Here is a 26,075-nt window from a genome sequence, read left to right as displayed (position 1 = left end):
CTTATGTGGACAATGGTGCGTTGACCTTTTGCACAGCCCGAAAGGCATGTGCCACTACCCCACAAAGCAGATGGACACGAAAGATGAACGTGAAGGGCACCGTTGGATCGCAACTCCCGAGGGGTTCGTCGACCCGCTTGGGCATGCTGCTCGGCATCACCCTGTCCAGCCTGGCATTGGCTGCATGCGTTCCGCTCGCCGCACCCAACCAGGGCTACTATGCCGGGCAGGCGCAGCCTGCATCACCGCAAGCCATGATGTTGGAAATGCGTAGAGCTCATGACGAAATGTTCGCCCAGATAAAAACCTCGGGCAAAGCCATTCTAATCGTGCCAACTGCCAGCCTGGACGGTACCACCGACTTCCAGAACAACGACTCGATCGCCGAGTTTCTGCGACTTCGCTCGGGGGTTACGGAGTGGACCAATACCTCTCGCCCGTCGTCCAAGTTCTTCGTCGGTTACGACTCCAGCAACGAGCCGGATGAGAACGATCCAAGCCGCTCCTATTTCCAGTTGGTTTTCGGGCGCACGCTCTACAAGATCTTCGTGATCGAGCCGGGTCGCTATACGATCACCGGCGTCAGTTATGTGCTGCCGCGAACTGCCGCCTTCGAGGCACCGGGCGGGCGTAACATCAAGCCATCGTCATTGGGTCATCTGATGCTCAAGGCGCAGAAGATCGATGAGTTCGAGCGCGGCCAGAAATGGGAAGACGCCAGCTACCGCACCGAGACGGTGGAAGAGGACTACTGCACCTCCGTGCGCGTGGTCAACAACGAGTGCATGAGCCGGGCGAAAACCTCCTACGACGTGAAACGACAAACGTCGGAGGCAGGCTGGGTGCCCAGCATCCAGCAACGAACCTTCGAAGCCCGAAATGTCACGGCAACCATCGACAAGGAATTCGCGAGTTTCGATATCGCCGCTGGTGAGGTGGTTGTTACCGATGGCCTGTTTGCCGAACCGCCTGCCGCTGTGCTCAGGAACAAGAGCTGCAAACAGGCGGATCAGGAGCGGATGCGCTGCGAGCTCGAGCAGGTCACCCTGGTTCAGTTGCTGGGTGAGGTCGAGGAAGTCAGAAACAGCCAGAACCCGGCGGACTATGGGCTGCCCAAACTGGCGAACATACTCAGCGAGCTGACCTACCGGCAGTTCGACATCAAAGCCCGCGAAACCCCTGGTAAATCGGTGTGGGGGCCGTCTTACACCTTGAAGGCGAAGTAACGTCACCTCCCCCCTGATCTGCCCCGCATGGGGCAGACCCTCTTGGCTCTACGTGCGATACGCCAGCACACTCAAATAGCAATAAATACGATTTACGAATTATTGCCAATTGCCTATCCTCTGGCCGCTTCCTACACCCAGAGGGCTTCTCGTGCCGATTGCCATGCTGCAGGCCAGCACTCCCGTGCTTCGCGATTCCGCCAAGGTCGACTGGCAAGGCATCGACCTTGGCTGGGCCTACAGCGATCTGCTGCTCAGCCTGAGCCGGCGCACCCGCTGCGTACAACGCGCTTACGATGTGCTGCACGATGCCCTGCTGCGCTTTGCCCTGGCGCAACATCAGCGCCGGATCGAGCAGCCCAATGCCTACCTGCGCCGTGTCGCCCATTCGGTACTGATCGATTTCTACCGCAGCGAGTGGCGGCTGGAATCGCTGGAATCGCATAACCCGGAAGACCTGGCCCCCGACCAGGTGGCACCGTCCTGCGAGCACCTGCTCGATATCCAGCAGCGGCTCAAGGCGTTGCAGCGCATCCTCGACTGCCTGCCCGAGCGTTGCGCGGAGGTGTTCTGGATGGCCCGCATCGAGGGTTACACCCAGCCGGATATCGCCACGCGCCTGGGCATCAGCCTGAACATGGTCGAACGGCACATGATGCGCGCCCTGCTCGACCTGCGCCGCGCCCGCCACCTGCTGCAATCATGAGCGACCCGACCGAACAGGCGGCCGCCTGGTTCCTGCGCCTGCGCGGCGATGCGCGACTGGCGGAGCAGGCGGAATTCCGCAGCTGGCTGGCAGCCGACCCGGCGAACGCCGAGGAATATCGCGCCTTCGAAGCGCTCTGGAACGACTTCGGCAGTACCCGCCAGACCGAGGCGCTGGCCATGGCCATGGAGCGCCAGCAGCGCGGGCAGCCACGTTACCTGGGCCGGGGCGCCGTCGCTCTGGTACTGATGCTCGCTTCGGCTGCGGGCTGGCTCGGTTATCGGCAGAGCCCTCAGCAGCTCGCGTTGCACACGCCGATTGGCGAGCGCCAGCAGATCACCCTGCGCGATGGCAGCGAACTGCAATTGAACGCCGCCACTCGGATCGACGTCCGTTATGGCTGGCGCCAGCGCAGCATCGACCTGCGGCAGGGCGAGGCGCTGTTCGATGTCGCACGCAACCCTCTGCGCCCCTTCGTGATCGATAGCGGCCTGGCGCAAATCACCGTGCGCGGCACCCGCTTCGTGGTCAACCGCCTGCCGGATCGGCTGCGGATCAGCGTCGATCATGGCCGGGTCGAAGTGGCCAGCAATCGCCACCCGAACGAAACCTGGCAGGTGGAAGCTGGCCAGGTCGTGGAAGTCGATGGTAATGGCCACCTGCGCAAGGTCGACCTGCCGGCCGACAATGCCCTGGCCTTCACCCGCGGCAACCTGGTTTTCGAAGACGCGGACCTCGGCGAAATCGCCGCCAGCCTGTCGCGCTACCGCGAACGGCCGCTGCAAGCCCACACTGGCTACCCGAGCCCGCGCATCAGTGCCGTGCTGCAATTGAGTGACGTGGAGGACTTCATCCGCGCCCTGCCGACCATCGCCCCGGTGCGCGTGACCGAAGGCAGGCAAAGCACCGAACTGAGCGCGCGTTAGAGATTCGCCCCGCTTCGCCACCGCCACGCAGATAACGGCACAGCGGCGACCATTCGTCGCCGCTGCATCAGGGAAAACGCCGGGCGTTCCGTCCTTCAGGCAAATTCCCATGAGAAGGATGTCTCGATGCGTCATTCGTTCGCGCTACGCAACCTGCTGGCCGTTGCCAGTTTCGCTCTGGTTGCGCCCGTGCTGGCTGTCCCTGTCGATTTGAACCTGCCCGCCCAGCCCCTGAGCCTGTCGCTGCGACAACTGGGCGAAGCCGCCGGTTTGAGCATCGCCGCCGACAGCAGCCTGACCGGACATCTGCACGCCCCTGCCGTGAGCGGCACGCTGGAACCCACGGTGGCGCTGCAGCAGTTGCTCGATGGCAGCGGCCTGACTTACCAACGTGCGGGCAACACCCTGATCATCACCCGCCAGAGCGACACCGGTGCCTCGCTCGAACTGGGTGCCACCAGCATCACCGGTGCAGGCCTGGGTGACACCACCGACGGCACGGGCTCGTACACCACCGGCTCGACCAGCACCGCGACCAAGATGCCGCTGACCATCCGCGAAACGCCGCAGTCGATCAGCGTCATGAGCCGCCAGCGCATGGATGACCAGAACCTGACGCAGTTGACCGATGCGGTGCGCCAGACCCCAGGCCTGAGCGTGAACCAGAGCGGCAACATGGGCTCGGACAGCAGCGCCATCTACTCGCGCGGCTTCCAGGTACAGAACTATCAGATCGACGGTGAACCGCTGCTCAACAGCAATTACAACTCGGTGTTCCAGACCAACGACCTGGCGCTCTACGACCGCGTCGAAGTGATCCGCGGCGCTACGGGACTGACCAATGGCATCGGCACTCCAGGCGCCACCATCAACCTGGTGCGCAAGCGCCCGACCAGCGAATGGAAGAGCAGCATTGGCCTGCAAGCAGGCTCCTGGGATAACAACGCCATCGAACTGGACAGCGGCGGGCCACTCAATGAAAGCGGTAGCGTGCGGGGCCGCATGGTCGCCGTTTATCGCGATGCCGGCTCGTATATCGACCGCCTGCAGGAACGTCACAAGGTACTGTACGGCATTGTGGAGGCCGACCTGACGCCAGACACCTTGCTCACCATCGGTGCAGATGCACAGCAGCACGACGCCAACAACCACGCCCGCGGCGGGCTGCCGCTGTACTTCAGCGATGGTTCGCGTACCGACTGGTCGCGCTCGGCCTCGGCAGCCAGCACCTGGGCCTACTCCGAACGCCATTTCGCCTCGGGCTTTGCCGCCCTCGACCAGCAATTGAACGATGACTGGAAAGCCAAGCTGACGCTCAGCAGGGGCCGTTATGCCTTCGACGAAGTGCTCGGCTATGCCGGTGCGCGTGTCTACCCGAATCGTGAAACCGGAAGTGGTGGCATGCTCTATGGCGGCCGCTGGGGGGCAAAGCCCGTGCAGGACAGCCTCGACATGCACCTGCGCGGCAGCTTCGAGCTGCTCGGTCAGCAGCATGATCTGGTGATCGGCCACTCTCGCCAACAGACCCGCTACAAAGCCGACAACTATGACCTCTGGCGTTTCGCCGGCTGGAGCAGCGACATTCCCAGTTATTACGGCTGGGATGGCAAGACTCCGGCAGAGCCCAACATCCCGGTGAACGGGCGCATGAATTACAACGAGAAGCAGCAGGCGACCTACGCCAGCACGCGCCTACGCGCGACCGACAAACTGTCGGTATTCCTAGGCGGCCGCGTGACCGACTGGGAAAACGTGCAGAAGACCGACAACTACGGCGGCGTCGACGATGAAACCACCCGGCGTACCGAAACCGGTGTGTTCACGCCCTTCGCAGGAATCGTCTACGAGCTCGACGATACCTGGTCGGCCTATGCCAGCTACACCAGCATCTTCAAGCCACAGAGCAATCGCCTGCTCGACGGCAGCTTTATCGACCCGCTGGAAGGTGTCGGCTACGAGCTGGGGATCAAAGCAGGCTTCTTCGAAGATCGCCTGAACTTCTCCACCGCGATCTACCAGATCGAACAGGACAACCTCGCCGTCTCCATACCGGGTGAATTCGCCCCTAATGGTGATCAGGCCTACCGCGCCGAATCCGGCACCAAGACCCGTGGCTTCGAGGTGGAGTTGAGCGGCGAGCTGATGCCGGACTGGCAGCTGACGGCCAGCTATTCGCGCAACATCGTCCAGGACAGCAACGGCAGAGCGCTGAATACCGAGATCCCGCAGAACACCGCCAAACTATTCACCAGTTATCTGCTCGACAACCTGGGCAATGGTCTGACCGTGGGCGGCGGCGTGAACTGGCAGAACGCAATCTACAGCGATGCCATGGGGCCCAACAGCGTGCGCTTCACCCAAGGCAGCTACGCCATCGTCGACCTGATGGCCCGCTACCCCATTACCGAGCAGCTCAGCGCGACGCTCAACCTCAACAACCTGCTCGACAAGGCGTACTACACCAGCACGTCGTCGGCCTACTACGGCACGCCGCGCAATGCGACGCTGGGCTTGCGCCTGACGTTCTGAGCGAAACCAGCCCGGTGTGCGAATGCGCCGGGCTGGTTAGCGTGGCCTCAGAAGTCCAGGGTGGCCGAGACCTTCAGGGTGCGTGGCTCGCCCTGGGTCAGGTAGCCGCCGTTGGTGGACGCCCAGTAGGCCTTGTCAGCGACGTTCTCCAGGCCGGCGCGCAGGGTCAGCTGCCGCTCCTCGTCGAGCTTCATCGCATAACGGCCACCAAGGTCTACTCGCGTCCAGGCGGGGATGCTCAGGGTGTTGGCGGAGTCGTAGTACTGGCCGCCGGTGCGCAGCAACAGCCCGTTGAAGCTCAGGCCGGAAACACCAGGCACGTCCCAGTCGGCGCCGACGTTGTACTGAAACTCCGGGACACCGACAGCACGGTTGCCATCATTGGCGCCCCCGGCAGTGCCGCGCAATTCGGTATCCATCAGGGTCGCGCCAGCAAGCAGACGCAAGCCGGGCAGCGGTTCACCGAACAGATTCAGTTCCACACCGCGGTTACGCTGCTCGGCGTCGACCCGATAGACATTGTCGGTTCCCGTGACGCCTTGGGGCTGTTCGATCCGATAAACCCCGAGGCTGCCGCCAAAGGTACCCCAGTCCAGCTTCACACCTGCCTCGATCTGCTTGGTGCGATAAGGCGCGAACATGGTCCCACGATTGACGGCAGCAGCAGGAGCAGACGGCCCCTGCTGAAGGGACTCGATGCTATTGGCATACAACGAAACCACGTCGCTCGCCTTGAACACCAGGCCATAGGCCGGCGTGGTGATGCTGTCTTCGTAATTGGCGGTACGCGCACCACTGGCGGCGCTCCAGGCATCGGCGCCGATGGACTGGCGGCGCAGCCCAAGGGTCAGCAGCAGTCGGTCATCGAAGAAACCCAGGGTGTCGGAAACGGCAACGCTGCGGGTGATCACCTTGGCGGTCTTGCGCGGGTCGTGCAGGTCGCCGCTGACGCTCGCGACCGGCTCACTCAAGGGTTGCGGGTCGTAGAGATTGCCGGGCCGGCGATTGGCTACAGTCGTCGACTCGAAGGCATTGCGCCGCTCCTGCCAAAGACCATTGGTAGAAACATTCAGCTGGTGGCTGACCGGACCAGTCTGCAGACTGCCACGCAAGCCGGCCAAGCTGCTGAAGGTCTCCTGATCGAGGGGCGAGTAAAGCCGCCCTACCTGACCGCGACCATCCGGAGACGTAACATACACCGAGGAATACACACCATTCTCCCGGGTGTACTTGCCGCCACCAGCGAGGTAGGCCGTCCAGTTTTCGCTCAGATCGTACTCGGCGTTGAACATGCCGTAGGTATCTTCCAACTGCGACCAACTCCAGGGCTGGGAGTAGTTGGCATCCGAATCCGGCACCTTCGGTACCTTGCCGCCCAGCCCTGCGGGGGTCAGATAAACCACAGAGCGGCCTTCGTTGATGCGCTGCTTCTGGTAGCCGAAATCGGTCGACAAACGTAGCCGCTCACCGCGGTAATCGAGACCAACGGCGGCCAGGCTGAAGTGCGAATGCTCACCGTCGACCGCCGTTTCACCGTCACGCTTTGCCACATTGACCCGCGCGCCGAAGCGATTGTCTTCACCAAAGCGCCGCCCAAGATCCACATGACCACCCGCACGCGCGCTACTGGCGTAATCGAGAGAGATACTGCGATTGGGCGTGTCTTCGGCACGCTTGGAGACCACGTTGATCGCGCCGCCAACCCCACTTCCGCCCGGTGCAACACCATTGAGAAACGCGTTGGCGCCTTTGAACACCTCGACACGCTCGACGGCTTCGGTGGAAATGATCTGCCGAGGCAGAATCCCGTACAGGCCGTTGAACGCAATATCGTCGGTGTACAGCTGAAAACCGCGCACCACGAACACCTGGGAGAAGTTGCCAAAGCCGTTGGACTGGCGTATCGCCGGATCGCTGGCCAGCACTTCGCCGAGGCTGCGCGCCTGACGGTTCTCGATCAGTTCGCCGGTGTAACTGGCCGCACTGAACGGCACATCCTGCATATCCTGATTGCCCAGCATACCGATGCGCGCACCTCGCGCGACCTGGCCACCGGCGTATTCCACGGGCAGGTCGAGACGACCTTCGCCCTGGCCGCTGACGGTGGTGGCGCCGAGCTGCAGCGAATCGTCGACCTGATCGAGGGGCACCAGGGTCACGGTGCCCTGCTGGTCGATCTGGTAGCTGAGGCCGCTGCCCTGCAGCAGCAACTGCAAGCCTTCGGCAACCGAGTAATCGCCCTTCAAGGCCGGTGCCTGACGATCGCTCGGGGTCAGGCTGGCGTCGTAGAGCAGACGCACATTGGCCTGCTCTGCGAAATCGGTCAGCGCAGCATCGAGGCGCTGTGCAGGGAGATCGAACTCCAGCGCCGACGCGGTCGTGGCAGCGAGCAGCAGATGGGCGGCAGCCAGTGCCTGGAAAAGAGGAGAACGCGTCGTGCGCATGCGGGGGTTTCCTGTGTTCTGCAGAGGTCATGCGAAAAAGTCGCATTTGCAGAAACGGAAGACGAAACGCCGATGCTTTTCTGAACCGGGAACCTAAATATTTTTACGCCAGCCGCCAACTATCCATTCTGGCACCTGCAAGAACAGCCCTGCAGCACTGCACGAACCTCAGTTGCGGCTTACCAGCAGCAGCCCCGGCAGCCTTACCAGGCGCACGGGCAGGTTGCTTTCGATGGCACGTAGCACCGCTTGTGGGTCGTCGTGGGCGAAAACGCCGGTCACCTTGAGGTCACGCACGCTCTGGTCGAGAAAGATCACCCGCTGGCTCTGGCTGCGCTCCAGCTCGGCGAACACCTCGCTCAGCGGCTGTGCACGAAACACCAGCTTGCCGCGCTGCCAGGCCAGTTGCTGACGAGCATCGAGGGGCTGCACCGGCTCCATCTGATCGCCGCTCCAGCGCACCTGCTGGTTCGCACCTACCGGCAGCGGTTGCTCGCGGGCGTCGCTGGCCTGCACCTGCCCTTCGGTCACCGCCAGTACCACCTGACGACCGCTGTAGTCGACATCGAAGCGAGTACCGGTAACGCGAATACGCGCTGGCCCCGCCTCGACGAAGAACGGTCGGCTGGCATCCTTGGCCACCTGGAAGTCCGCTTCGCCCCGATACAGGCGAATGCTCCGGCGCCCTTCGCTGATGCTCCAGTCCAGCGCGGTGGCGCCATTGAGCGTCAGCACGGTGCCATCTTCCAGTTCGACGATACGTACTTCGCCCGGGGCGGTCGCCAGGTCGGCATACCAGCCCACCCAGGCTCCCTGGGGCAGCCAAAGAGCCAGGAGCAGCATGGCGGCGCTGGCCAGGGGTACTGCCCAACGCAGGCGACGGCCACGGCGCAGTGGCAGAACCACCGCAGGCGAGTCCGCGACGGCGGGCTGCTCGCCAAGCTGCCCCAGCAGCGCCCACAACCGATCCACCTCGCTGGCGGCCTGCTCGTGGGCTGGCGAAGCGCAGCGCCATGCCTCGGCAGCGATACGATCGGCTGCGCTGGCGCGGCCGGAATGCAGCAGCACCTGCCACTCTCGAGCCTGGGCGAGAAGCGAAGAATCGGTGGTCACGACATCAAATCCATTTTCTGCTGACACTGTTCCAGGGCCTTGAGGATATAGCGCCCGGCCATGCTCTCGGAAACACCGAGGCGCTGACCGATCTGCTTCTGGGTCAGACCGTCGAGGCGGTTCCACAACAGGGCCTTACGCAAATGAGGGGGCAGATCCTGAAGAATATCCTGCAAGCGGGCAAGCTGTTGTCCATCACCGACAATCTGCTCGGGCCCAGGCTGATCCGACTCCAGCTCCACCGACACGCTTTCCTGTACGGGCCGCGCCTGCTGCTGGCGCCGGTGGTCGATGATCAGGTTGCGGGCGATGCGATAAAGAAAGGCACGCAGATTCTCCACCTCGCCCGTGCCACGGCGCTGAAAGCGCAGCCAGGTTTCCTGACGCAGGTCGGCCGCCAGCTCGTCGCACTTCACCTGGCGGGTGAAGAAACGCAGCAACTCGCCCGCATGGCGCTGGAACTGGCCGTCCTGGGCATCGGAGTCATGGGGCGGGCGCACTCGGAAATACCGCGCAGGAAAGGGGTTGCGAACATATATCCGCTGATAATTATTTTCAATAAAAGGCGACCAGCGTTCTGCCTTGCCATCTCGGCACTCGCCGTAACGGCAAGGCAGAGCAGTCACCTATACTGCGTTGCCCTGATGGAGCGCTGCATGTTTCGCGATGCCTGGCGCCACGCGCCGACCCACCGCAAGGTCTGGGCGCTGGCTGCGCCGATGATCCTTTCCAACCTGTCCGTGCCACTGGTGGCGCTGGTCGACACGGCCGTGGTCGGCCACCTGCCCCATGCCCATCAGTTGGGCGCCGTGGCGGTGGGTAGCAGCCTGTATATCCTGATCGTCGGGCTGCTCGGTTTTCTGCGCATGGGCACCACGGGCTTCGCCGCCCAGGCTTGCGGCCGTGGAGATGGCGGCGCATTGCGTCAGGTGCTGGTGCAGGGCCTCGTGCTTGCCGCCTTGCTGGCGCTGACGCTCGGCGCGCTGGCCGTGCCCTTCAGTGGCCTGGCCCTGGGGCTGATGAATCCGTCGGCCGAGCTGGATGCCCTGACCCGCGACTTTCTGCACACCCGCCTGCTCGGCCTGCCGGCCGCACTGGCCAACTTCGCGTTGATCGGCTGGCTGCTCGGCGCCCAGAACGCCCGCGCGCCCCTGGTGATGCTGCTGGTCACCAACCTGCTGAACATCGTGCTGTCGCTGTGGTTCGTGCTGGGCCTCGACTGGGAAGTCGTCGGCGCTGCCCGCGCTGCGGTGCTGGCCGAATGGGGTGGGCTGCTGGTCGGCCTGGCACTGACCCGTGGCGCCCTGCGCCGTCATCCTGGCAGCACGCAATGGACGGCGATGGGCAAGTGGCAGAGCTGGAGCGCGCTGCTGGGCGTCAACCGCGATATCTTCCTGCGCTCTCTGGCACTGCAGGCGGTGTTTCTGCTGATCACCATTCAGGGAGCACGCCTGGGCGACGCCACCGTGGCAGCCAACGCGCTGCTGCTCAATGGTCTGCTGGTCACGGCCTATGCCCTGGATGGGCTGGCCCACGCGGTCGAAGCGCTGTGCGGCCATGCCATCGGCGCGCGCGACCGACTGGCACTCAGGCGCAGCCTGATCGTCGCCGGTTTCTGGTCGCTGCTGGCCAGCCTGCTTTTCGCGCTGCTGTTCGGCACGGGCGGCCACCTGTTCGTCAACCTGCAGACGGACATCCCGGTGGTCCGCGAAACGGCCGGGCACTACCTGCCCTATCTCGCCCTGTTGCCGTTGTTCGCGGTGTGGAGCTACCTGCTCGACGGTCTGTTCATCGGCGCCACCCGCGCCCGGGAGATGCGCAACGCCATGCTCGTGGCCCTGGCCTTGGGCCTGCCAATCGCTCTCGCACTACAGGGCTTCGGCAACCATGGTCTGTGGGTGGCGTTCCTGGCCTTCATGGCCCTGCGCGGCCTGACCCTGGGCGTACTAGCCTGGCGCCTTGCTCGTCGCGACCTGTGGATAACGGCGCGCAGCAGCGGCTGATTCGTGCAGGCATAAAAAAGCCCGCTGACAGGCAGCGGGCGTTTCCACGGCAGGATGCTCAAGGCACCAGCGGCAGCTCGCGCTTGTGCTGGGTCTTGTCGTAGGTCTGCACGATAGCCTGGTAGGCCGACTCGTTGACGGGTTTGCCCTGCAGGAAGGCATCGATGTCTTCGTAGCTGACGCCGTGCACCTGCTCATCCGGAATGCCGGGGCGCTCGTCTTCCAGGTCCGCGGTCGGCACCTTCGAGAATACTGCGGCCGGAGCGCCGAGGCGCTCGGCGATCTGCCGCACCTGGCCCTTGACCAGGCCACTCAATGGCGCCAGGTCGCAGGCGCCATCACCGAACTTGGTGAAGAAGCCCATTACCGCTTCCGCCGCGTGGTCAGTGCCGATCACCAGGCCGTTGCGCGCGTTGGCCACGGTGTACTGGGCCAGCATGCGCATGCGCGCCTTGGTATTGCCGAGCACGAAGTCACGGCGCGACGAAGTCAGCCCGCCCAGTTCGGGGATCTGCCCGGCCAACCCGCTGACTGCTGGGGCAATGTCGATGGTCAACACTTCGTCCGCCGCGATGAAGCCCAGTGCGGCCTGGGCATCGGCCTCGTCGTGCTGAACGTTGTGCGGCAGGCGAATGGCGACGAAGCGGTAGCCCTCATCCTGTTTTTCGCTGCGCAACTGCTCGACGGTGAGCTGCGCCAGACGTCCGGCGGTGGAAGAGTCCACACCGCCGCTGATGCCCAGCACCAGCACCTTGGTGTGCGAAGCGGCCAGAGTGGCCTTGATGAACGCGATGCGTTTGGCGATCTCGGCGTCCACGTCGGCGTCCGAGGTAAAGGGGGCGATGACGCCCAGGGCGGTGGCGATTTCGGCTTGTCGGTTGCTCATGGTGTCTCTCCCTTGGTCAGTTCGCGTCGAGGCGGAAAACATGCTTGAGATAGGTCACGAAGTTCGGATCGCGGCACTGGGTCTTGCCGGGCGTATCGGAAATCTTCGCCACGGGCTGGCCGTTGCAGTCGATCATCTTGATGACGATGTTCATCGGCTCGACACCCTGGATGTCACAGGTCAGGTTGGTGCCGATACCGAAGCTGACATTAATGCGGTCATGCAGCGCGCGGTACAGGTCAAGCGCCTTGGGCAGGGTCAGCCCGTCGGAGAAGACCAGTGTTTTGCCCTGCGGGTCGATGCCCAGTTTCTCGTAGTGGGCGATGGCCTTCTCGGCCCATACCAACGGGTCGCCGGAGTCATGACGCAGACCGTCGAACAGCTTGGCGAAGTACAGATCGAAGTCCTGCAGGAAGCTGTCCATGCCAACCGTATCGGTCAGGGCGATGCCCAGCAGGCCACGGTATTCCTTGACCCAGCACTCCAGCGCCGCCTTCTGGCTGTCGATCAACCGAGGGCCTAGCTGCTGGTGGGCCATGAACCATTCGTGGGCCATGGTGCCCAGAGGCCGCAGTTCCAGCTCACGGGCCAGGTGCACGTTACTGGTGCCGACGAAACGGCCCGGGAAATCGTGCTTGAGGATGTTCACCACCTCTTCCTGCACGCGGTAGGAAAAACGCCGGCGGGTGCCGAAGTCGGCTACCTGGAAGCCCGCCAGCTCGTCGGCGGTGGCCTCGCCCTTGAGCCAGTCGAGCTTGCGGTACAGCTGCTCGCGCACCTGCTCGATGACCACTTCGCGGTAACGGTAGCGGTTGCGGACTTCCGAGACGATGGCCAGCAGCGGAATCTCGTAAAGGATCACGTGCAGCCAGGGGCCGCGCACCCGGATCGCCAACTGACCGGCCGCGTCGGTACCGACGTGCACGTAACGCATGTTGAAGCGGAACAGGCTGAGGAAGCGGATGAAGTCAGCCTTGATGAAGGGAATCTTCTCCAGGTAGGCCAGTTGATCCGGGGTGATCGAGGTGTTGACCAGTTGCTCGATCTGGTAGCGGATCTCCGCCAGGTAAGGCGTCAGATCCTCGTTGCTGCGGCAACGGAACTCCCATTCCACTTCGGCGTTGGGGTAGTTGTGCAGCACCGCCTGCATCATGGTCAGCTTGTAGAAGTCGGTATCCAGCAGATTCTGGATGATGCTGGGGGCGAATACGCTCTCACTCATGGTCATTCTCCTCGAGGCGGGCCAACTCGTTGTCGAGCGCTCCGCTGTCGGCGCAGATGATGATGCCCTGCGCGCGCATCTGGTCGATGGCTTGCGTTGCGCCGGCTTCGGAAATGGCCCGGCAAGCCGGAAGATACAGCAACACCTGGAAGCCGGCGCCGCGCAATTGCAATGCGGTGTTCTGTACGCAGAAATCCAGGGCCAGGCCGCCGACCACCACCGCCTTCACGCCGGCGACCTTCAGGTATTCGATGACGCCCGTACTGCGCTTGCCCGCCAGGTCGTGGAAGCAGGCGCCGTAGGGGTGCAGATCGGGCTCGACGCCCTTCCAGACGAAGAAGTCGTAGTCGATCGGTGCAGGCAGTTCGTCCAGCAGCTCGAAGCCAGGCGTACCCGGTACACAGTGGCTGACCCAGGTCAGGTCGGCGTTGGCATGGCTCAGGGGCTGGAGCATCTGCTCATGACGCTCCACCACCCAGATGGCATTGCGGGCATGGGCGTCCTTGCTGCCCAGACGCAGGGTGCCACGACGCGCCATGTCGTTGAGCGGCGCGGCGATCTCATGGCCGCCTGCCACAGGCAATTCATCGGGGCACAGGCTGGTGAAGCCCTTTTGTGCATCGACATCGAACGTGGCGATCTTCATCTGACACCTCCTGCTGGTGGAGCCGCATCGCTGCGGGGTGGACACATATTCCACCAGGTGTATTATATCTGTCAACACCTGCTCACGAGGAGATTCGCGATGCTGTCGTCATCACTCCAGACCTTCGCCGCGGCCAGCGCCCAGCCAACGCCGCAACACTTCGCCATGGCCATATACGGTGGCGCCTTCGATCCGCCCCACGCCGGCCATGCCAGCGTCATCCAGCGCGCGCTGGACGTCGCGGATCGGGTGGTGGTGGTGCCCAGCTACCGGCACGCCGATGCCAAGCGAATGGCGGACTTCGCGCTGCGTTGTACCTGGGTCGAACGGCTGGCGCAGCGCTTCGGCGATCGCGTGGTGTGCTCTGCCGTGGAGCGCCAACTGGGTGCTGACGGCAACGTGATCTACAGCTACGACCTGATGAACCACATCGCCCAACAGCATCAGTTGCCAGCGCATTGCCTGGCACTGGTGATCGGCGAGGACAACCTCACCCGCCTGACCACCTTTTACCGGGCAGCGGAACTACGCGAGCGATTCGGGCTGCTCGTGGCGAATGAGGAGATGACCGTGCACAGCAGCGCGATTCGCGCGATGATCGCTGCCGGGCAAAGCATTCCGGATGCATGGCAACTGCCGGAAATCCAGCCCGACATGACGATTTACAGGAGGGCCATGTGAGTTCTGTAGAAGTACTGGCGAGTGTCGACCTGATCGCCCTGCGCATGGATGCCGAGAGCCGGCAGCTACACCTTTTGCTGCACCGTCGCGAGCGCCAGCCCTTCATCGGGCAATGGGCGCTGCCTGGGGTGATCGTCAATGGCAGCACCCGCGACGCGAACCTGGAGGCGGCGGCCCATCGCGTGCTGCGCGACAAGGCCCAGGTCGTGCCACGACACCTGGAGCAGGTTGGCACCGAAGGCAGCGCCAACCGTGATCCACGAGGCTGGTCAATGAGCACCTACTACTTGGCGCTGCTGCCCCCGGACACTGAAACGGCCGATGAAGGCCTGCGTTTCGTGCCGCTGCAGGAGGTGCTGGCCGGGAACATCGCCCTGCCCTTCGACCACGGGGACCTGGTGCGCCTCAGCCTGGAAAGACTGGCGGGCAAATCGGTGTATACCAGCCTGCCCCTGTACCTGACCGCGCCACGCTTCACCGTGCTCGATGCCCTGAACGCAGCCCAGGCCTGCCTGGGCACCACAATCAACAACACCTCGTTGCGCAAACGCCTGGAGCGGATGAAGGAAGCCGGCTGGATTCGCGACACCGGGGAAAAGAACTTCCCGAAAATGGGCCGCCCTCAGCAGCTGTGGGAGCTGACCGAACAGGCCGAAGGTGTGTTCGTATTTGACCGGAGTTTGTTGGCGGATCGCACAGGTATTTGATTTCGCTGCTCGGAGCGACTGCGATGCTGCTGATTATGAAGGGCCGCAGAAAGGCGAAAGCCGCCGTTCACCGATCCACCGTGGGAGCGCGCCATGCGCGCGAAAATCGCGGGCATGGCCCGCTCCCACGAATACGGAGCCGATGACCGCTTTTGCCTTTTCTGATCGTTCCTCACGCTCCGCGTGGGAATGCCTGCAGGGACGCTTTGCGTCCGATCTCGAGGTCCGGCGGGCGCAGAGCGCCCTGGATGGGCTCCCACGCTGGAGCTGTGGGAGCCATCAATAGTCGCCGTTCACCGATCCACTGTGAGAGCGCGCCATGCGCGGGAAAATCGCGGGCATGGCCCGCTCCCACGAATACGGCGCCGATGACCGCTTTTGCCTTTTCTGATCGCTCCTCACGCTCCGCGTGGGAATGCCTGCAGGGACGCTCTGCGTCCGATCTCGAGGCCCGGCGGGCGCAGAGCGCCCTGGATTGGACTCCCACACTGGGGCGTGGGAGCCATCAATAGCCGCCGCTCACCGGTCCACTGTGGGAGCGCGCCATGCGCGCGAAAAATCGCGGGCATGGCCCACTCCCACGGATACGGCGCCGATGACCGCTTTTACCTTTTCTGATCGTTCCTCACGCTCCGCGTGGGAATGCCTGCAGGGACGCTCTGCGTCCGATCTCGAGGCCCGGCGGGCGCAGAGCGCCCTGGATTGGACTCCCACACTGGGGCGTGGGAGCCATCAATAGCCGCCGTTCACCGATCCACTGTGGGAGCGCGCCATGCGCGCGAAAATCGCGGGCATGGCCCGCTCCCACGGATACGGCGCCGATGACCGCTTTTACCTTTTCTGATCGTTCCTCACGCTCCACGTGGGAATGCCTGCAGGGACGCTCTGCGTCCGATGTCGAGGCCTGGCGGCCGCAGAGCGTCCTGGATTGGACTCCCACGCTGGAGCGTGGGAGCCATCAATAGCCGCCGTTCACCGATCCACTGTGGGAGCGGGCCATGCGCGCGAAAAATCGCGGGCATGGCCCGCTCCCACGGATACGGCGCCGATGACCGCTTTTACCTTTTCTGATCGTTCCTCACACTCCGCGTGGGAATGCCTGCCGGGACGCTCTGCGTCCGATGTCGAGGCCCGGCGGACGCAGAGCGCCCTGGATTGGACTCCCACGCTGGAGCGTGGGAGCCATCAATAGCCGCCGTTCACCGATCCACTGTGGGAGCGCGCCATGCGCGCGAAAAATCGCGGGCATGGCCCACTCCCACGGATACGGCGCCGATGACCGCTCTTGCCTTTTCCTAATCGTTCCTCACGCTCCGCGTGGGAATGCGAAGGTCAGATCGCTGATCTGCGCAGCGTCGAAATGCGCCTTGAGCGGCTCGAAGCACTCATCCGGCGCGTGAGTGCGCGCGATTTCGGTCAGCGATTCGGCCCAGGCCAACGCCGCTCGCTCGGCATCACTGAAGTGCGCACTGATGCGTCAACCGCCCCGCCCTTTTCGGCACATGCGCATAAGCAGCATCTTCAGAAACAGGCACACGGTTGCAGGACAGCGGCAATCAACCTGCATCGCATGCAGAATGTCGAGGCTGGAAATGGCGGTGCCCTCAACGGCAACGGACGCTACTTTGAAGAGCTGCAGGCAACACCGCTAGAGCCAGGATCACCGAAAATCACTGATCCATCATTCGCCTTGGCGCATCGGCATGCGATCGATGGTGGCGAAGATCTTCTGCAAGTCTGCATCGGCGCCTTGCTGGATCTTCTTGCCGCCATCCTTGCCGACCAGAATGATCTGCGGTCGCTGGTTACCGGCATCCAGCGCCAGCAGCAGGCGTTTGCTGGCGATGGCATCCAGGGACTGATCGTTACGCTGGGCCTGCTTGCCCACCACGGTGTACAGCACCATGTCGCGTTCGACGAAGGCTTCACGGTTGGCAGGTTGTGCCAGGGCTTCACGCACCCGAACGAGCAGTGGATCGTTGGCATCGTCGGCGAGAAGGATCAACGGCCGGGTTTTCCACAGTTCGGCCTGGAGAGGATCGTCGGCAGCCGGAGCGTTCAAGGCAAATGCCGACAGCAGTAGAGCCAGAATGGCTTTCATCGCGATGCCTCCTTCACAGGTGATCGGAATACAGGCGCCAGACGGCTGGACTGGTGACCACGAGGCCACCTCCGCAAAACGACTGCCCTCAAATCGCTCGCAAGCGAGCTCCTACAATTTCGCAATCTATCCGATCCCGTAGGAGCCGGCTTGCCGGCGATTTAGTCGCCATCAAGCCGGCTTGCAGAACAGTCACCACTCGCAAGCGAGTCCCGACACATCATCGGTTCTCAGTACGACAGGTACGACGAACGCGTCAGCCCCAGACGCAGCGCGTCGAGGAACTGGGTACGCTCACGGGCATTGATCTTGGCGCTGGCCACCTTGTCGCGGTAGTGGGTCATCAGCTCCTCGGGTGACAGGTGCACGTAGCGCAGCATGTCCTCGATGGTGTCGTGGGTTTCGATGCCCGCGTGATAGATGCTGCCGTCGGCGTTCTGGTAGATGTTCACCGAATCGGTATCACCGAACAGGTTGTGCATGTCACCGAGGATCTCCTGATAGGCACCGACCAGGAAGATGCCCAGCACGTAATCCTCGCCGTCGCGCAGTTCATGGACCGGCAGGCTGGTTTCGATGGACTGCTCGTCCACGTACTGGTTGATCTTGCCATCCGAGTCGCAGGTCAGGTCCTGCAGCACGGCGCGGCGCAGTGGCTCTTCGTCCAGGCGATTGAGCGGCAGGATCGGCAGGATCTGGCCGATCGCCCAGGTGTCCGGCAGGCTCTGGAATACCGAGAAGTTGCAGATGTACTTGTCGGCCAGCTTGTCGTTGAGCTCGTCGAGCACTTGACGGTGCGAACGCTGGCGCGCCTTCAACTGGTTGTACAGGCGTCGGCAGATGGAGAAATAGCACTGCTCGGCGAGGGCCTTTTGCGGCAGGTCGAGCTTGCCGGCGGAGTATTGCCCGGCAGCCTCGCTGACGTAGTGCGTAGCACGCCAGTAGGTTTCGGCGACCATTTCCGGATCGCTGTCGTCGAGCAGATCGATCAGCACCTGCAGCACTTCCGGCTGCTCGATGCTGCGGTCGATTTCCGGCACGTCGTCGTTGTGTCGCTCGACGTCGGTCACCTGCACCAGCAACACGGCATGGTGCGCGGTCATCGCCCGGCCGCTTTCCGAGAAGATGTGCGGATGGGGGATTTCCTGGCGGTCGCAGAACTCCTTGAGCATGTCGACTACCGCATCGGCGTAGTCTTCCATGTCGTAGTTGATGGAGCTGGCGTTGCGCGAGTGAGTACCGTCGTAGTCCACGCCCAGGCCGCCGCCGACATCGATGTGATCGACCGGCAGGCCGAGCGCGCGCAGCTCACCGTAATAACGGATAGCCTCACGGAAGCCCTTGCGGTAGTCGGCGATGTTGGCGATCTGCGAGCCCATATGGAAGTGCAGCAGGCGGATGCCCTGATCCAGGCCGGCCTTGCGGAAGCGCTCGACCACCGACAGCAGCTGCGCCGCGGAGAGGCCGAACTTGGACTTCTCGCCGCCGGTGTCGGCCCATTTGGAGGACGCCAGGGAAGACAGGCGAACGCGCAGACCGATCTGCGGCGCGACCTTGAGCTCGGCCGCCTCCTCGATCACCAGAGAAACTTCCGATTCCTTCTCGATGACGATGAACACGTTGTGACCGAGCTTCTGGCCGATCAGCGCCAAGCGGATGAACTCGCGATCCTTGTAACCGTTGCAGACGATGGTGCCGCCCTTCGGGGCCAACGCCAACACGGCCAGCAATTCGGGCTTGGAACCGGCTTCCAGACCGATGGAAACGTTCTCGGTGGCGATGATGTTCTCCACCACCGCTTCCTGCTGGTTGACCTTGATCGGGTACAACGCGGTGTAGCGGTTACCGTATTCGAGGCGCGCGATGCTGGCGTCGAAAGCGCCGGTCAGCTTGCGTACGCGGTCCTGCAGAATGTCCGGGAAGCGCACCAGCAAAGGCAGCGACAAGCCACTCTGACGCAGCTCGTCGACTTGCTCGTAGAGGTCGATGGGCGAGCTGCCAGGCCCATTGGGACGGACCTCCACACGGCCTGCGTCGTTGATCGAGAAATAACCAGCGCCCCAATGGCGGATGCCATAGACACTGCGGCTATCGGCCACCGTCCATTGGCTTCCATCGTCCTTACGTGTGCGTCGTGCGGCCATCGAGGTCTCCCTTGTAGCGGATGGGCTGATGCTGTCGAATTACAGTCGACCGAGCATAGAGCCTGGAAATGACGATTGCTCGGCAGTGGACTGGCCGAGCCATCGGTAAGTTTAGAAAGTTGCCTGTTGCAGCGGCCATCAGCCGCCGGACTTCTTGGCCTTGAAACCACGTTTGAGCAGCTCGGCGAGCAGCAGCTCCACATGGTCGCCCTGGATTTCGATCACCCCCTCCTTCAGCGAACCGCCGCACCCACAGCGCTTCTTCAGCACCGAGGCCAGCTCCTTGAGCGGCTCTTCGGCCAGCGGCACGCCGCTGATGGTGGTCACCGTCTTGCCGCCGCGGCCTTTGGTCTCGCGGCGTACCCGAGCAATGCCATCGCCCTCGGGGATCGCCGTGCTCGAGCAGTTGCAGGCATCCACCGGCTGCCCACAATCCGGGCAATGCCGGCCGGCGTCGGTGGAATACACCAGGCCACCGAGCCCGGCGAATGAAGAGGCTTTCTTGGCCACCGCGTTTTTCCTCAGTGGATTGGCGAAGCGGCGCAGTGTAACGACAAAGGCCGGCCATGCTAAGAACCGAAATGCGCCACAGGCTGATGGATTGGCGACTCACGCCCGAGCGATGGTGCGCATCGCTCGGAGGTCTGCGTTATCGCTTGGCCAGATAATGCTGCAGAGCCTGCAGCGAATCGGGACAGTAGGGCGTGTTGTGGGTATCGAGCAGCGCCGCCTGCACCGTCACGAAACGGGCCTCGAGCACTTCCTCGGGCTGCAGCACCAGCGGCGCGTCGGACACCGCCGAGAACACCGCACACCACAGGCGATTGTCCGGCTGTTCGAAGAAGAAACGCCCCTCGTCACGCAGCAGCGCATCATCGATACCCAGCTCCTCCGCCAGCTCGCGCTCGGCCGAGGCCAGGTAGCCTTCGCCCGCCGCGACCATGCCGCCAGCCGCCACGTCCCAGTAACCGGGATACACCGCCTTGCTCAGGGTACGTCGGTGCACGCAGAGCTCACCGGCCGAATTGAACAGCAGGATGAAGGTACCGCGACCGATCAGCCCACGGCTGCGCAGCTCGGCGCGCGGCAGCGCGCCGAGTACCCGATCCTGCTCGTCGACCCAGGCGATCAGCTCGGCATCCGAGGCGGCGCGGTGCGCTACCTCGGCTTCGGCGATAGCCATCGATCAGCCCTGGGAGAGCAGTTGGCGCAGATCGATCACCGCGGCGTTGGCACGCGAGATGTAGTTGGCCATTACCAGCGAGTGGTTGGCGAGGATGCCGTAACCACTGCCATTGAGCACCATCGGGCTCCACAGCGTGGCCTGGGCTGCCTCCAGCTCGCGGATGATCTGCCGCACGCTGACGGTGGCGTTCTTCTTGGCCAGCACGTCGGCGAAGTCCACTTCGATGGCGCGCAGCAGGTGCGACAGTGCCCAGGCCTGACCGCGCGCCTCGTAGAACACGTTGTCGATTTGCAGCCACGGCGTCTCATAGGTGCGCTCAGTGACTTCCGGCACCTGACCTTCGGCCAGCTGCGTGGTCTCGGTCACTTCGCTATTGAGGCGTACCTGACCGACGCTGGCCGACAGGCGCTGCGACAGCGAGCCGAGACGGGTGGCGACATCACCGAACCAGTTGTTCAGGTTATCGGCACGGGTGTAGAAACGCGCGCCCCCCTGGCCCGGCTCGGACAGACGAGCCAGGTAGCGGTCCAGGGAACCGATGCCGTCACGGTATTCCGACTCGGCGGCAGGCAGCGCCCAGCTGCGGTGATCGAAGTTGAAGCGCGGCTCGGCACGAGCCAGGTCGCCGTCTTCGGTCGATTGCGACTGGGAACGCGCGAAGTCCTTGCGCAGCGCACGGGAGAAATCGCGCACCTGCACGAGCACGCCATATTCCCAGCTCGGCATGTTGTCAAGCCACAGGCCCGGAGGAGCCAGATCGTTGGAAAGAAAACCGCCCGGCTTGTCGAGCAGGGTCTCGGCGACCTGCTTGAGCGTTTCCACCGAGGTATAACCGTTGACCACCTGACGCTGACTGCTTTCGGCTGCGGCCTGGACGCGCTGCTGCACGGGGAACATGTCAGGTTCCTGACTCCAGTACCAGCCGACGACCAACGCGATCAGCAGGTAAGCACTCAGCAAGCCGACGACCAGCCCACCAAGCCGGCCACCGGTGCGACGGCGTGTTCCAGCGGTAGCGCCATCGTCGGCACTGTGCGTGCCGGAGGTGCGGTTCTTCCAATCGAGCATGGCGATTATCCTTTGATCTGCGACGTACAGGGCTTCGACCACAGGGCACTAGCAGGGTTGCGCTAATACTTGCGCGCACATGCCCGGCAGTGAGCCTACGCTGCTCACTATAAGGGAAGCCCGCCTCACTGCGCAGCGCAACAACCTGTTCGCGACGTGAAAGCGTCATGAATGGAGGAGACGGGGCAGGTCCGGAACCATCCCGGCCGATCAAGGGTCGGTTTGGGGCTATCCGTGTTGCATGGCCCATCGTGCGGGGCGATTCACAGCATTGACGCCAAAGGAATGGCAAAATATCCATCCAGTGATAGCATGAAGCCACCACTCGGTAGCGATTCGCCGCCACTAGCAGATTAAAGGCCAATGACCGAGCAAGAAGACCCCAGCCGCGACCGGCTCAAGCAGCATTTCGCCCAGCGTGTCATTCACCAGGCCCGGCAGGTTCTGGAGGTATGGCAGCGCCTGCAGCGTGCCGAGTGGAACGATGCCGGCATGCAGGAGCTGCTCGAGGCAGCGCAATTGCTGCAGCGCTATGCCGAACGCTTCGAGCAGGTCGAGCACCGTGGCCTGGCCCAGCGTATCGTCGCCTGCCTGAGTGCGGTGAATGCCAACCGTGGTCGCCTCAACAGCGACGTGATCAGCGAGCTCAACCAGTTGATGCAACGTTTGTCGCGTACCGGGCTACGCCATGGCGATCGCTTCGAGCAGACCACCCTGCCGCCGCTGCGCAAACCGGTCTACCTGGCGCTTCAGCACCTGGAGCGTGCCGAACGCCTTGCCCAGCAACTGGAATTCTTCGGCATGAACGCCAAGCCGCTGGACACGGCCAACGCCTTCCGCGCCGCGATGCTCGAGCGCCACCCGGCCGCCATCCTGATGGAAATAGATTTCGCCGGGCCAGGCAACGGCCTGGTTCTGGCCCAGGGCGTGCAGGAAGGGCTGCAGGACAAGATTCCGCTGCTGTTCTACAGCCATGAAGACACCGACACCCCAACTCGCCTGGCCGCGGTGCGTGCCGGCGGCCGCGAGTTCTTCACCGGCACCCTGGACGCTTCCAGCCTACTGGAACGTATCGAGGTCCTGACGCACGTCGCCCAGTACGAACCCTATCGCGTACTGATCGTCGATGACTCCCGGGCTCAGGCCACCCACACCGAGCGCGTGCTGAACAGCGCCGGCATCGTCACCCGCACCCTTACCGAGCCGATCCAGGCCATGGCCGAACTGGCCGAGTTCCAGCCGGACCTGATCATCCTCGACATGTACATGCCTGCCTGCAGCGGCACCGAGCTGGCCAAGGTGATCCGCCACAACGACCGCTACGTCAGCGTGCCGATCATCTACCTGTCCGCCGAAGACGATCTCGACAAGCAACTCGACGCCATGAGCGAGGGCGGCGATGATTTCCTGACCAAACCGATCAAGCCGCGTCATCTGATCGCCACGGTACGCAACCGTGCCGATCGTGCACGCAACCTCAAGGCTCGCATGGTGCGTGACAGCCTCACCGGCCTGTTCAACCACACCCACACCCTGCAATTGCTCGAAGATGCCCGTTTCCGCGCCCAGCGCGATGGCCAGCCACTGAGCTTCGCCATGCTCGATATCGACTACTTCAAGAAGGTCAACGACAACTACGGCCACCCCATGGGCGACCGGGTGATCAAGAGCCTGGCGCTGTTCCTCAAGCAGCGACTGCGCAAGAGCGACTGCATCGGTCGTTACGGTGGCGAGGAATTCGCCGTGGTGATGCCCAATACGGACGCCCGCACGGCTGCCAGGGTGCTCGACGAAGTGCGCAAGCGTTTCGCGGAAATCAACTACCCTGCCCAGCCTCAGGATCTCAGTTGCACCTTCAGCGGCGGCATCGCCGAGCTGCGCGACGATCTCGATAGCAAACACCTGTCGCAACGCGCCGACGAGGCGCTTTACCGTGCCAAGAATGGCGGCCGCAATCGCGTCGAGATCTACGACTGAACACGTCCCTCGTACCCTGCGCAGCGGGGTAGCCCTGCGGCGCGACTGCAGCATGAAGACGCCACAAGACTTCGCGTCGCTCGAACGGCGCCATAATTGTGACAGGGCGCACGGCGTCACACCCCTGTCATGAAGGCGCAATAACTTACCGACACAGCCGCACTGCATGGCGCAGTGCCAGCACCGTTCCGTCGTCGGTCGAGCCCCATGCGCCTTAAATCACTTACCAATCTCAACACCCTGCTGCTAGTCGGCGTCGGTATCGCCCTGGCCTGCACGCTATGGTGGTCACAGCGGGCACTGGAGCGCCCCTACGTACTGATGGAGCAGTATCTGGGTCTGTCCCAGCAATTTCAGCGCGAAGCCGCAGGCAATATCTTCGGCTACCTGGAAAGCGGCGATGCCCTGCGCCACAGTGCCGCACTGCAAAGCCTCGACGCCCTTCAGGAGAAGGTCGCCCAGTTGCCAGCCAACCTCGCTGGCGATCTGGGCAACAGCCTCAGTGACCTGAAAACCTTTGCCGCCGACCAACTGCTCGCGGCCGGCAAGCTGTCCGGGGATCCCCAGGGTCTGCTGATCCAGGCAGAGCGGGAAATGGCCGGTGCCCTGTCGCAAATCGCCAGGTATGCCGATGAAGGCCAGGGCGACGCGGCGCAAGCCTATGGCCGCCCCCTGTTCGAAGCTTCCCAGCACCTCGCCCGCCTGGCGCTGGCCCGCGACAAGCTGGTCAGCAGCGGGCGCAGCGAACTGGCAGCGGACGTGGAGCGTGAGGTGCAGTCGCTGCAGGAAATGGCGAAGACCATCGAAGGCCTGGCACTGCTTGGCGTCACCGATGAAGCAGCATCGGGCGGTAACGCTTTCGCGTCGCTGATGGGGCTGGACAGCGACAGCCTGGAGAGTGAGGCGCAAGACCGCGGCATCGCCCTGAAACGGGAGCTCAACAGCCTGCTCGGTCGCTACCCGGGCGAGCTGAACCGCACCCGCGCCCTGATCGAGCAACGTGCCCAGCTGGCCGCCGCCACCCGGGCCCGACTGGATGCGGTGCAACAGTCATTCACGACCCTGGAACCCCAGGTGCGAGCCGAACATGGCCGCATTCAGGGCGAAGTGCGCCTGATCCTCGGCGCCATGGTCGCTCTGATCCTGCTCATCGCCTTGATCATCGACACCCTGCAGCGTCGCCTCAGCCGCCTGCTCGAACGCCTGGTGCCTGCACTCTCGGCCTGGGCAGCAGGGGATTTCAGCAGCGACGTGCATCTGGCCACCAATACCCGAGAGCTGCGTGATATCGAAGAGTCGCTGAATCGCCTGCGCGCCTACCTGGTCGATCTGGTGGGCACCATTCACCAGCATGCCGGCCAGGTCTCGGCCTCCAGCCGCACCCTGGCCGACCTCAGCGGTGGCCTGCACGACGGCGCCGAACGCCAGGCCAGCGACACCGCGCAGATCCGTGACGCCCTCGGCGAGCTGGAAGCGACCATCCTTCAGGTCGCCGAGGACGCCAGCCAGACCGCGACCGCCGGGCGCGATGCCGACCGTGCCCTGGCTCAGGGTCAACTGGTCATCGGCAACAGCCTGACCGGCCTGCATGCGCTGGTCGAAGAGGTCCAGGGCAACGCCCAGGCCATCGAGCGCCTGGCAGAGGAGACAGGCACCATTGGCAGCGTACTGACGGTTATCCGCAGCATTGCCGAACAGACCAACCTGCTGGCCCTCAATGCCGCCATCGAAGCGGCTCGTGCGGGCGAGGCAGGCCGAGGTTTCGCCGTGGTGGCAGACGAAGTACGTACGCTGTCGCTACGCACCAGCGCTGCCACCGCACAGATTCAGGATGTCATCGGCCGCCTGCAGCAAGCCGCCAACGGCTCACTGCTGGCGATGCGCAGCCAGGTCGAACATGCCGAAGCCACAGCCAACCAGGCTCGCACGGCAGACGGTGCCCTGGATGAAATCGTCAACGCCATACGCACCATCGCCAGCATGGCCGGACGTATAGCCGATGCCACCGCTTACCAGGGCAGCGCAGTCAGCGAAATCCGCGATCACAGCGAACGCATCCACCAACTGGGCGGTGACAACCTGCTTCGCATCAGCCAGGGCCGCGAACAGAGCAGTGAGCTGCAGGAGTTGAGCGGCCAGTTGAATCAGGCCGTACAGGCCTTTCGCGTGTAAGCGAAGAAAAAGGCGATAGCCGCCGTTCGTTGTCGGGCGCCAATTGGTGGGCTGAAGCCCACCCTACAGCCGCGCATCTAACTGCGGGGGGGGGCGGGCGGCGATCCGCTTTAGCTGTGGGGTGGGCTTTAGCCCACCGGATCGAATGTCCGCTGTCGTCTTGGACCTTGCACATGCACGGCCTTATGCCGCACAACTCCCCAGGGGCAGGCGTCCTCAAGCCAGCGAGCTGTAGGGTGGGCTTTAGCCCACCGGATCGAGTGTCCGCTGTCGTCTTGGACCTTGCACATACGCGGCCTTATGCCGCACAACTCCCCAGGGGCAGGCGTCCTCAAGCC

The 26,075-nt window shown here is 63.5% G+C and carries 21 protein-coding genes; 9 read left to right on the top strand and 12 right to left on the bottom strand.

All coding sequences use genetic code 11. From position 1 onward, the window contains the following. Positions 1-5: 5 nt before the first annotated feature. The 4 genes from ACT9T4_RS13095 (at position 6) to ACT9T4_RS13080 (ending at position 5,387) form a co-directional block, all read left to right on the top strand. The gene (locus ACT9T4_RS13095; RefSeq protein ID WP_499117351.1) at positions 6-1,226 is read left to right on the top strand and encodes a hypothetical protein; all 1,221 of its coding nucleotides are present in this window, start codon (positions 6-8) and stop codon (positions 1,224-1,226) included. A 151-nt stretch (positions 1,227-1,377) separates the two neighbouring features. Next, on the top strand, positions 1,378-1,932 hold the full coding sequence (locus ACT9T4_RS13090) for an RNA polymerase sigma factor (protein ID WP_197077070.1): 555 nt from the start codon (positions 1,378-1,380) through the stop codon (positions 1,930-1,932). Then, entirely contained in the window at positions 1,929-2,858 is a 930-nt protein-coding gene (locus tag ACT9T4_RS13085) for a FecR family protein (protein ID WP_499117348.1), read from the top strand. The genes ACT9T4_RS13090 and ACT9T4_RS13085 overlap by 4 nt, the downstream gene beginning before the upstream one ends. Positions 2,859-2,984: 126 nt before the next feature. After that, on the top strand, positions 2,985-5,387 hold the full coding sequence (locus tag ACT9T4_RS13080) for a TonB-dependent siderophore receptor (RefSeq protein WP_499117346.1): 2,403 nt from the start codon (positions 2,985-2,987) through the stop codon (positions 5,385-5,387). A 47-nt stretch (positions 5,388-5,434) separates the two neighbouring features. On the opposite strand, the gene ACT9T4_RS13075 is transcribed toward ACT9T4_RS13080, so the two are convergent. From ACT9T4_RS13075 to ACT9T4_RS13065, 3 genes are all read right to left on the bottom strand, one after another. Continuing rightward, complete coding sequence (locus ACT9T4_RS13075; RefSeq protein ID WP_499117344.1) at positions 5,435-7,831, bottom strand: TonB-dependent receptor; 2,397 nt, start codon at positions 7,829-7,831, stop codon at positions 5,435-5,437. A gap of 168 nt (positions 7,832-7,999) precedes the next feature. Continuing rightward, a complete protein-coding gene (locus ACT9T4_RS13070; protein ID WP_499117342.1) occupies positions 8,000-8,944 on the bottom strand; it encodes a FecR family protein in 945 nt (314 codons plus the stop codon). Continuing rightward, positions 8,941-9,444: an RNA polymerase sigma factor gene (locus tag ACT9T4_RS13065; protein ID WP_179539767.1), complete on the bottom strand. Its 504-nt coding sequence runs from the start codon at positions 9,442-9,444 to the stop codon at positions 8,941-8,943. Before ACT9T4_RS13065 ends, ACT9T4_RS13070 begins: the two co-directional genes overlap by 4 nt. A 156-nt stretch (positions 9,445-9,600) precedes the next feature. On the opposite strand from ACT9T4_RS13065, the gene ACT9T4_RS13060 reads away from it, so the two are divergent. Next, complete coding sequence (locus ACT9T4_RS13060) at positions 9,601-10,947, top strand: MATE family efflux transporter (protein WP_179539766.1); 1,347 nt, start codon at positions 9,601-9,603, stop codon at positions 10,945-10,947. Between the two features lie 58 nt (positions 10,948-11,005). Here ACT9T4_RS13060 and nadE read toward each other — a convergent pair whose 3' ends face one another. The 3 genes from nadE to ACT9T4_RS13045 are packed head-to-tail and all read right to left on the bottom strand — an operon-like array spanning position 11,006 to position 13,701. Then, positions 11,006-11,833, bottom strand: coding sequence for an NAD(+) synthase (nadE, locus tag ACT9T4_RS13055; RefSeq protein ID WP_179539765.1), 828 nt, complete (start codon positions 11,831-11,833; stop codon positions 11,006-11,008). A 16-nt stretch (positions 11,834-11,849) separates the two neighbouring features. Further along, positions 11,850-13,055 (bottom strand): nicotinate phosphoribosyltransferase, encoded by a 1,206-nt coding sequence (pncB, locus tag ACT9T4_RS13050; protein WP_042556539.1) that lies wholly within the window; start codon positions 13,053-13,055, stop codon positions 11,850-11,852. Continuing rightward, on the bottom strand, positions 13,048-13,701 hold the full coding sequence (locus tag ACT9T4_RS13045) for an isochorismatase family protein (protein ID WP_179539764.1): 654 nt from the start codon (positions 13,699-13,701) through the stop codon (positions 13,048-13,050). The genes pncB and ACT9T4_RS13045 overlap by 8 nt, the downstream gene beginning before the upstream one ends. A gap of 99 nt (positions 13,702-13,800) precedes the next feature. Between ACT9T4_RS13045 and ACT9T4_RS13040 the strand changes: the two genes are divergently transcribed. Both ACT9T4_RS13040 and ACT9T4_RS13035 read left to right on the top strand, forming a co-directional pair. Next, positions 13,801-14,382 carry an adenylyltransferase/cytidyltransferase family protein gene (locus tag ACT9T4_RS13040; protein WP_499117338.1) on the top strand — a complete coding sequence of 194 codons (582 nt, stop codon included), beginning with the start codon at positions 13,801-13,803 and terminating at the stop codon, positions 14,380-14,382. Continuing rightward, entirely contained in the window at positions 14,379-15,089 is a 711-nt protein-coding gene (locus ACT9T4_RS13035) for an NUDIX domain-containing protein (protein WP_042556536.1), read from the top strand. Before ACT9T4_RS13040 ends, ACT9T4_RS13035 begins: the two co-directional genes overlap by 4 nt. 1,306 nt (positions 15,090-16,395) lie before the next feature. Here ACT9T4_RS13035 and ACT9T4_RS13030 read toward each other — a convergent pair. From ACT9T4_RS13030 to ACT9T4_RS13005, 6 genes are all read right to left on the bottom strand, one after another. Beyond that, positions 16,396-16,527, bottom strand: a complete 132-nt coding sequence (locus ACT9T4_RS13030) for a hypothetical protein (protein WP_499117335.1) — start codon at positions 16,525-16,527, stop codon at positions 16,396-16,398. 243 nt (positions 16,528-16,770) lie between these two features. After that, complete coding sequence (locus ACT9T4_RS13025; RefSeq protein WP_042554524.1) at positions 16,771-17,190, bottom strand: DUF4174 domain-containing protein; 420 nt, start codon at positions 17,188-17,190, stop codon at positions 16,771-16,773. Positions 17,191-17,420: 230 nt separating this feature from the next. Next, positions 17,421-19,334: an arginine decarboxylase gene (speA, locus tag ACT9T4_RS13020; RefSeq protein WP_042554523.1), complete on the bottom strand. Its 1,914-nt coding sequence runs from the start codon at positions 19,332-19,334 to the stop codon at positions 17,421-17,423. Positions 19,335-19,472: 138 nt separating this feature from the next. Then, on the bottom strand, positions 19,473-19,844 hold the full coding sequence (locus tag ACT9T4_RS13015; protein WP_042554522.1) for a translation initiation factor Sui1: 372 nt from the start codon (positions 19,842-19,844) through the stop codon (positions 19,473-19,475). Between the two features lie 139 nt (positions 19,845-19,983). Beyond that, positions 19,984-20,517: an NUDIX hydrolase gene (locus tag ACT9T4_RS13010; protein ID WP_042554521.1), complete on the bottom strand. Its 534-nt coding sequence runs from the start codon at positions 20,515-20,517 to the stop codon at positions 19,984-19,986. A gap of 3 nt (positions 20,518-20,520) precedes the next feature. Next, positions 20,521-21,588 carry a DUF2333 family protein gene (locus ACT9T4_RS13005; RefSeq protein ID WP_499117332.1) on the bottom strand — a complete coding sequence of 356 codons (1,068 nt, stop codon included), beginning with the start codon at positions 21,586-21,588 and terminating at the stop codon, positions 20,521-20,523. Positions 21,589-21,951: 363 nt separating this feature from the next. Between ACT9T4_RS13005 and ACT9T4_RS13000 the strand changes: the two genes are divergently transcribed. Further along, complete coding sequence (locus tag ACT9T4_RS13000) at positions 21,952-23,565, top strand: diguanylate cyclase (protein ID WP_042554519.1); 1,614 nt, start codon at positions 21,952-21,954, stop codon at positions 23,563-23,565. A 207-nt stretch (positions 23,566-23,772) separates the two neighbouring features. Then, positions 23,773-25,737, top strand: coding sequence for a methyl-accepting chemotaxis protein (locus ACT9T4_RS12995; protein WP_042554518.1), 1,965 nt, complete (start codon positions 23,773-23,775; stop codon positions 25,735-25,737). The last annotated feature ends 338 nt before the right edge of the window (positions 25,738-26,075 follow it).

This window comes from Pseudomonas sp. SZ40 (assembly GCF_052958135.1).
Note: the sequence above shows the minus strand (reverse complement) of the source record. Positions and strands in the feature narration are given on the sequence as shown.

Excerpts from the sequence above, each read along its gene's own strand:
- ACT9T4_RS13075 (WP_499117344.1), bottom strand. The coding sequence starts at position 7,831 with ATGCGCACGACGCGTTCTCCTCTTTTCCAGGCACTGGCTGCCGCCCAT.
- pncB (WP_042556539.1), bottom strand. The coding sequence starts at position 13,055 with ATGAGTGAGAGCGTATTCGCCCCCAGCATCATCCAGAATCTGCTGGAT.
- ACT9T4_RS13025 (WP_042554524.1), bottom strand. The coding sequence starts at position 17,190 with ATGAAAGCCATTCTGGCTCTACTGCTGTCGGCATTTGCCTTGAACGCT.
- ACT9T4_RS12995 (WP_042554518.1), top strand. The coding sequence starts at position 23,773 with ATGCGCCTTAAATCACTTACCAATCTCAACACCCTGCTGCTAGTCGGC.
- ACT9T4_RS13085 (WP_499117348.1), top strand. The coding sequence starts at position 1,929 with ATGAGCGACCCGACCGAACAGGCGGCCGCCTGGTTCCTGCGCCTGCGC.
- ACT9T4_RS13040 (WP_499117338.1), top strand. The coding sequence starts at position 13,801 with ATGCTGTCGTCATCACTCCAGACCTTCGCCGCGGCCAGCGCCCAGCCA.
- ACT9T4_RS13000 (WP_042554519.1), top strand. The coding sequence starts at position 21,952 with ATGACCGAGCAAGAAGACCCCAGCCGCGACCGGCTCAAGCAGCATTTC.
- ACT9T4_RS13060 (WP_179539766.1), top strand. The coding sequence starts at position 9,601 with ATGTTTCGCGATGCCTGGCGCCACGCGCCGACCCACCGCAAGGTCTGG.
- speA (WP_042554523.1), bottom strand. The coding sequence starts at position 19,334 with ATGGCCGCACGACGCACACGTAAGGACGATGGAAGCCAATGGACGGTG.
- ACT9T4_RS13080 (WP_499117346.1), top strand. The coding sequence starts at position 2,985 with ATGCGTCATTCGTTCGCGCTACGCAACCTGCTGGCCGTTGCCAGTTTC.
- nadE (WP_179539765.1), bottom strand. The coding sequence starts at position 11,833 with ATGAGCAACCGACAAGCCGAAATCGCCACCGCCCTGGGCGTCATCGCC.
- ACT9T4_RS13010 (WP_042554521.1), bottom strand. The coding sequence starts at position 20,517 with ATGGCTATCGCCGAAGCCGAGGTAGCGCACCGCGCCGCCTCGGATGCC.
- ACT9T4_RS13005 (WP_499117332.1), bottom strand. The coding sequence starts at position 21,588 with ATGCTCGATTGGAAGAACCGCACCTCCGGCACGCACAGTGCCGACGAT.
- ACT9T4_RS13045 (WP_179539764.1), bottom strand. The coding sequence starts at position 13,701 with ATGAAGATCGCCACGTTCGATGTCGATGCACAAAAGGGCTTCACCAGC.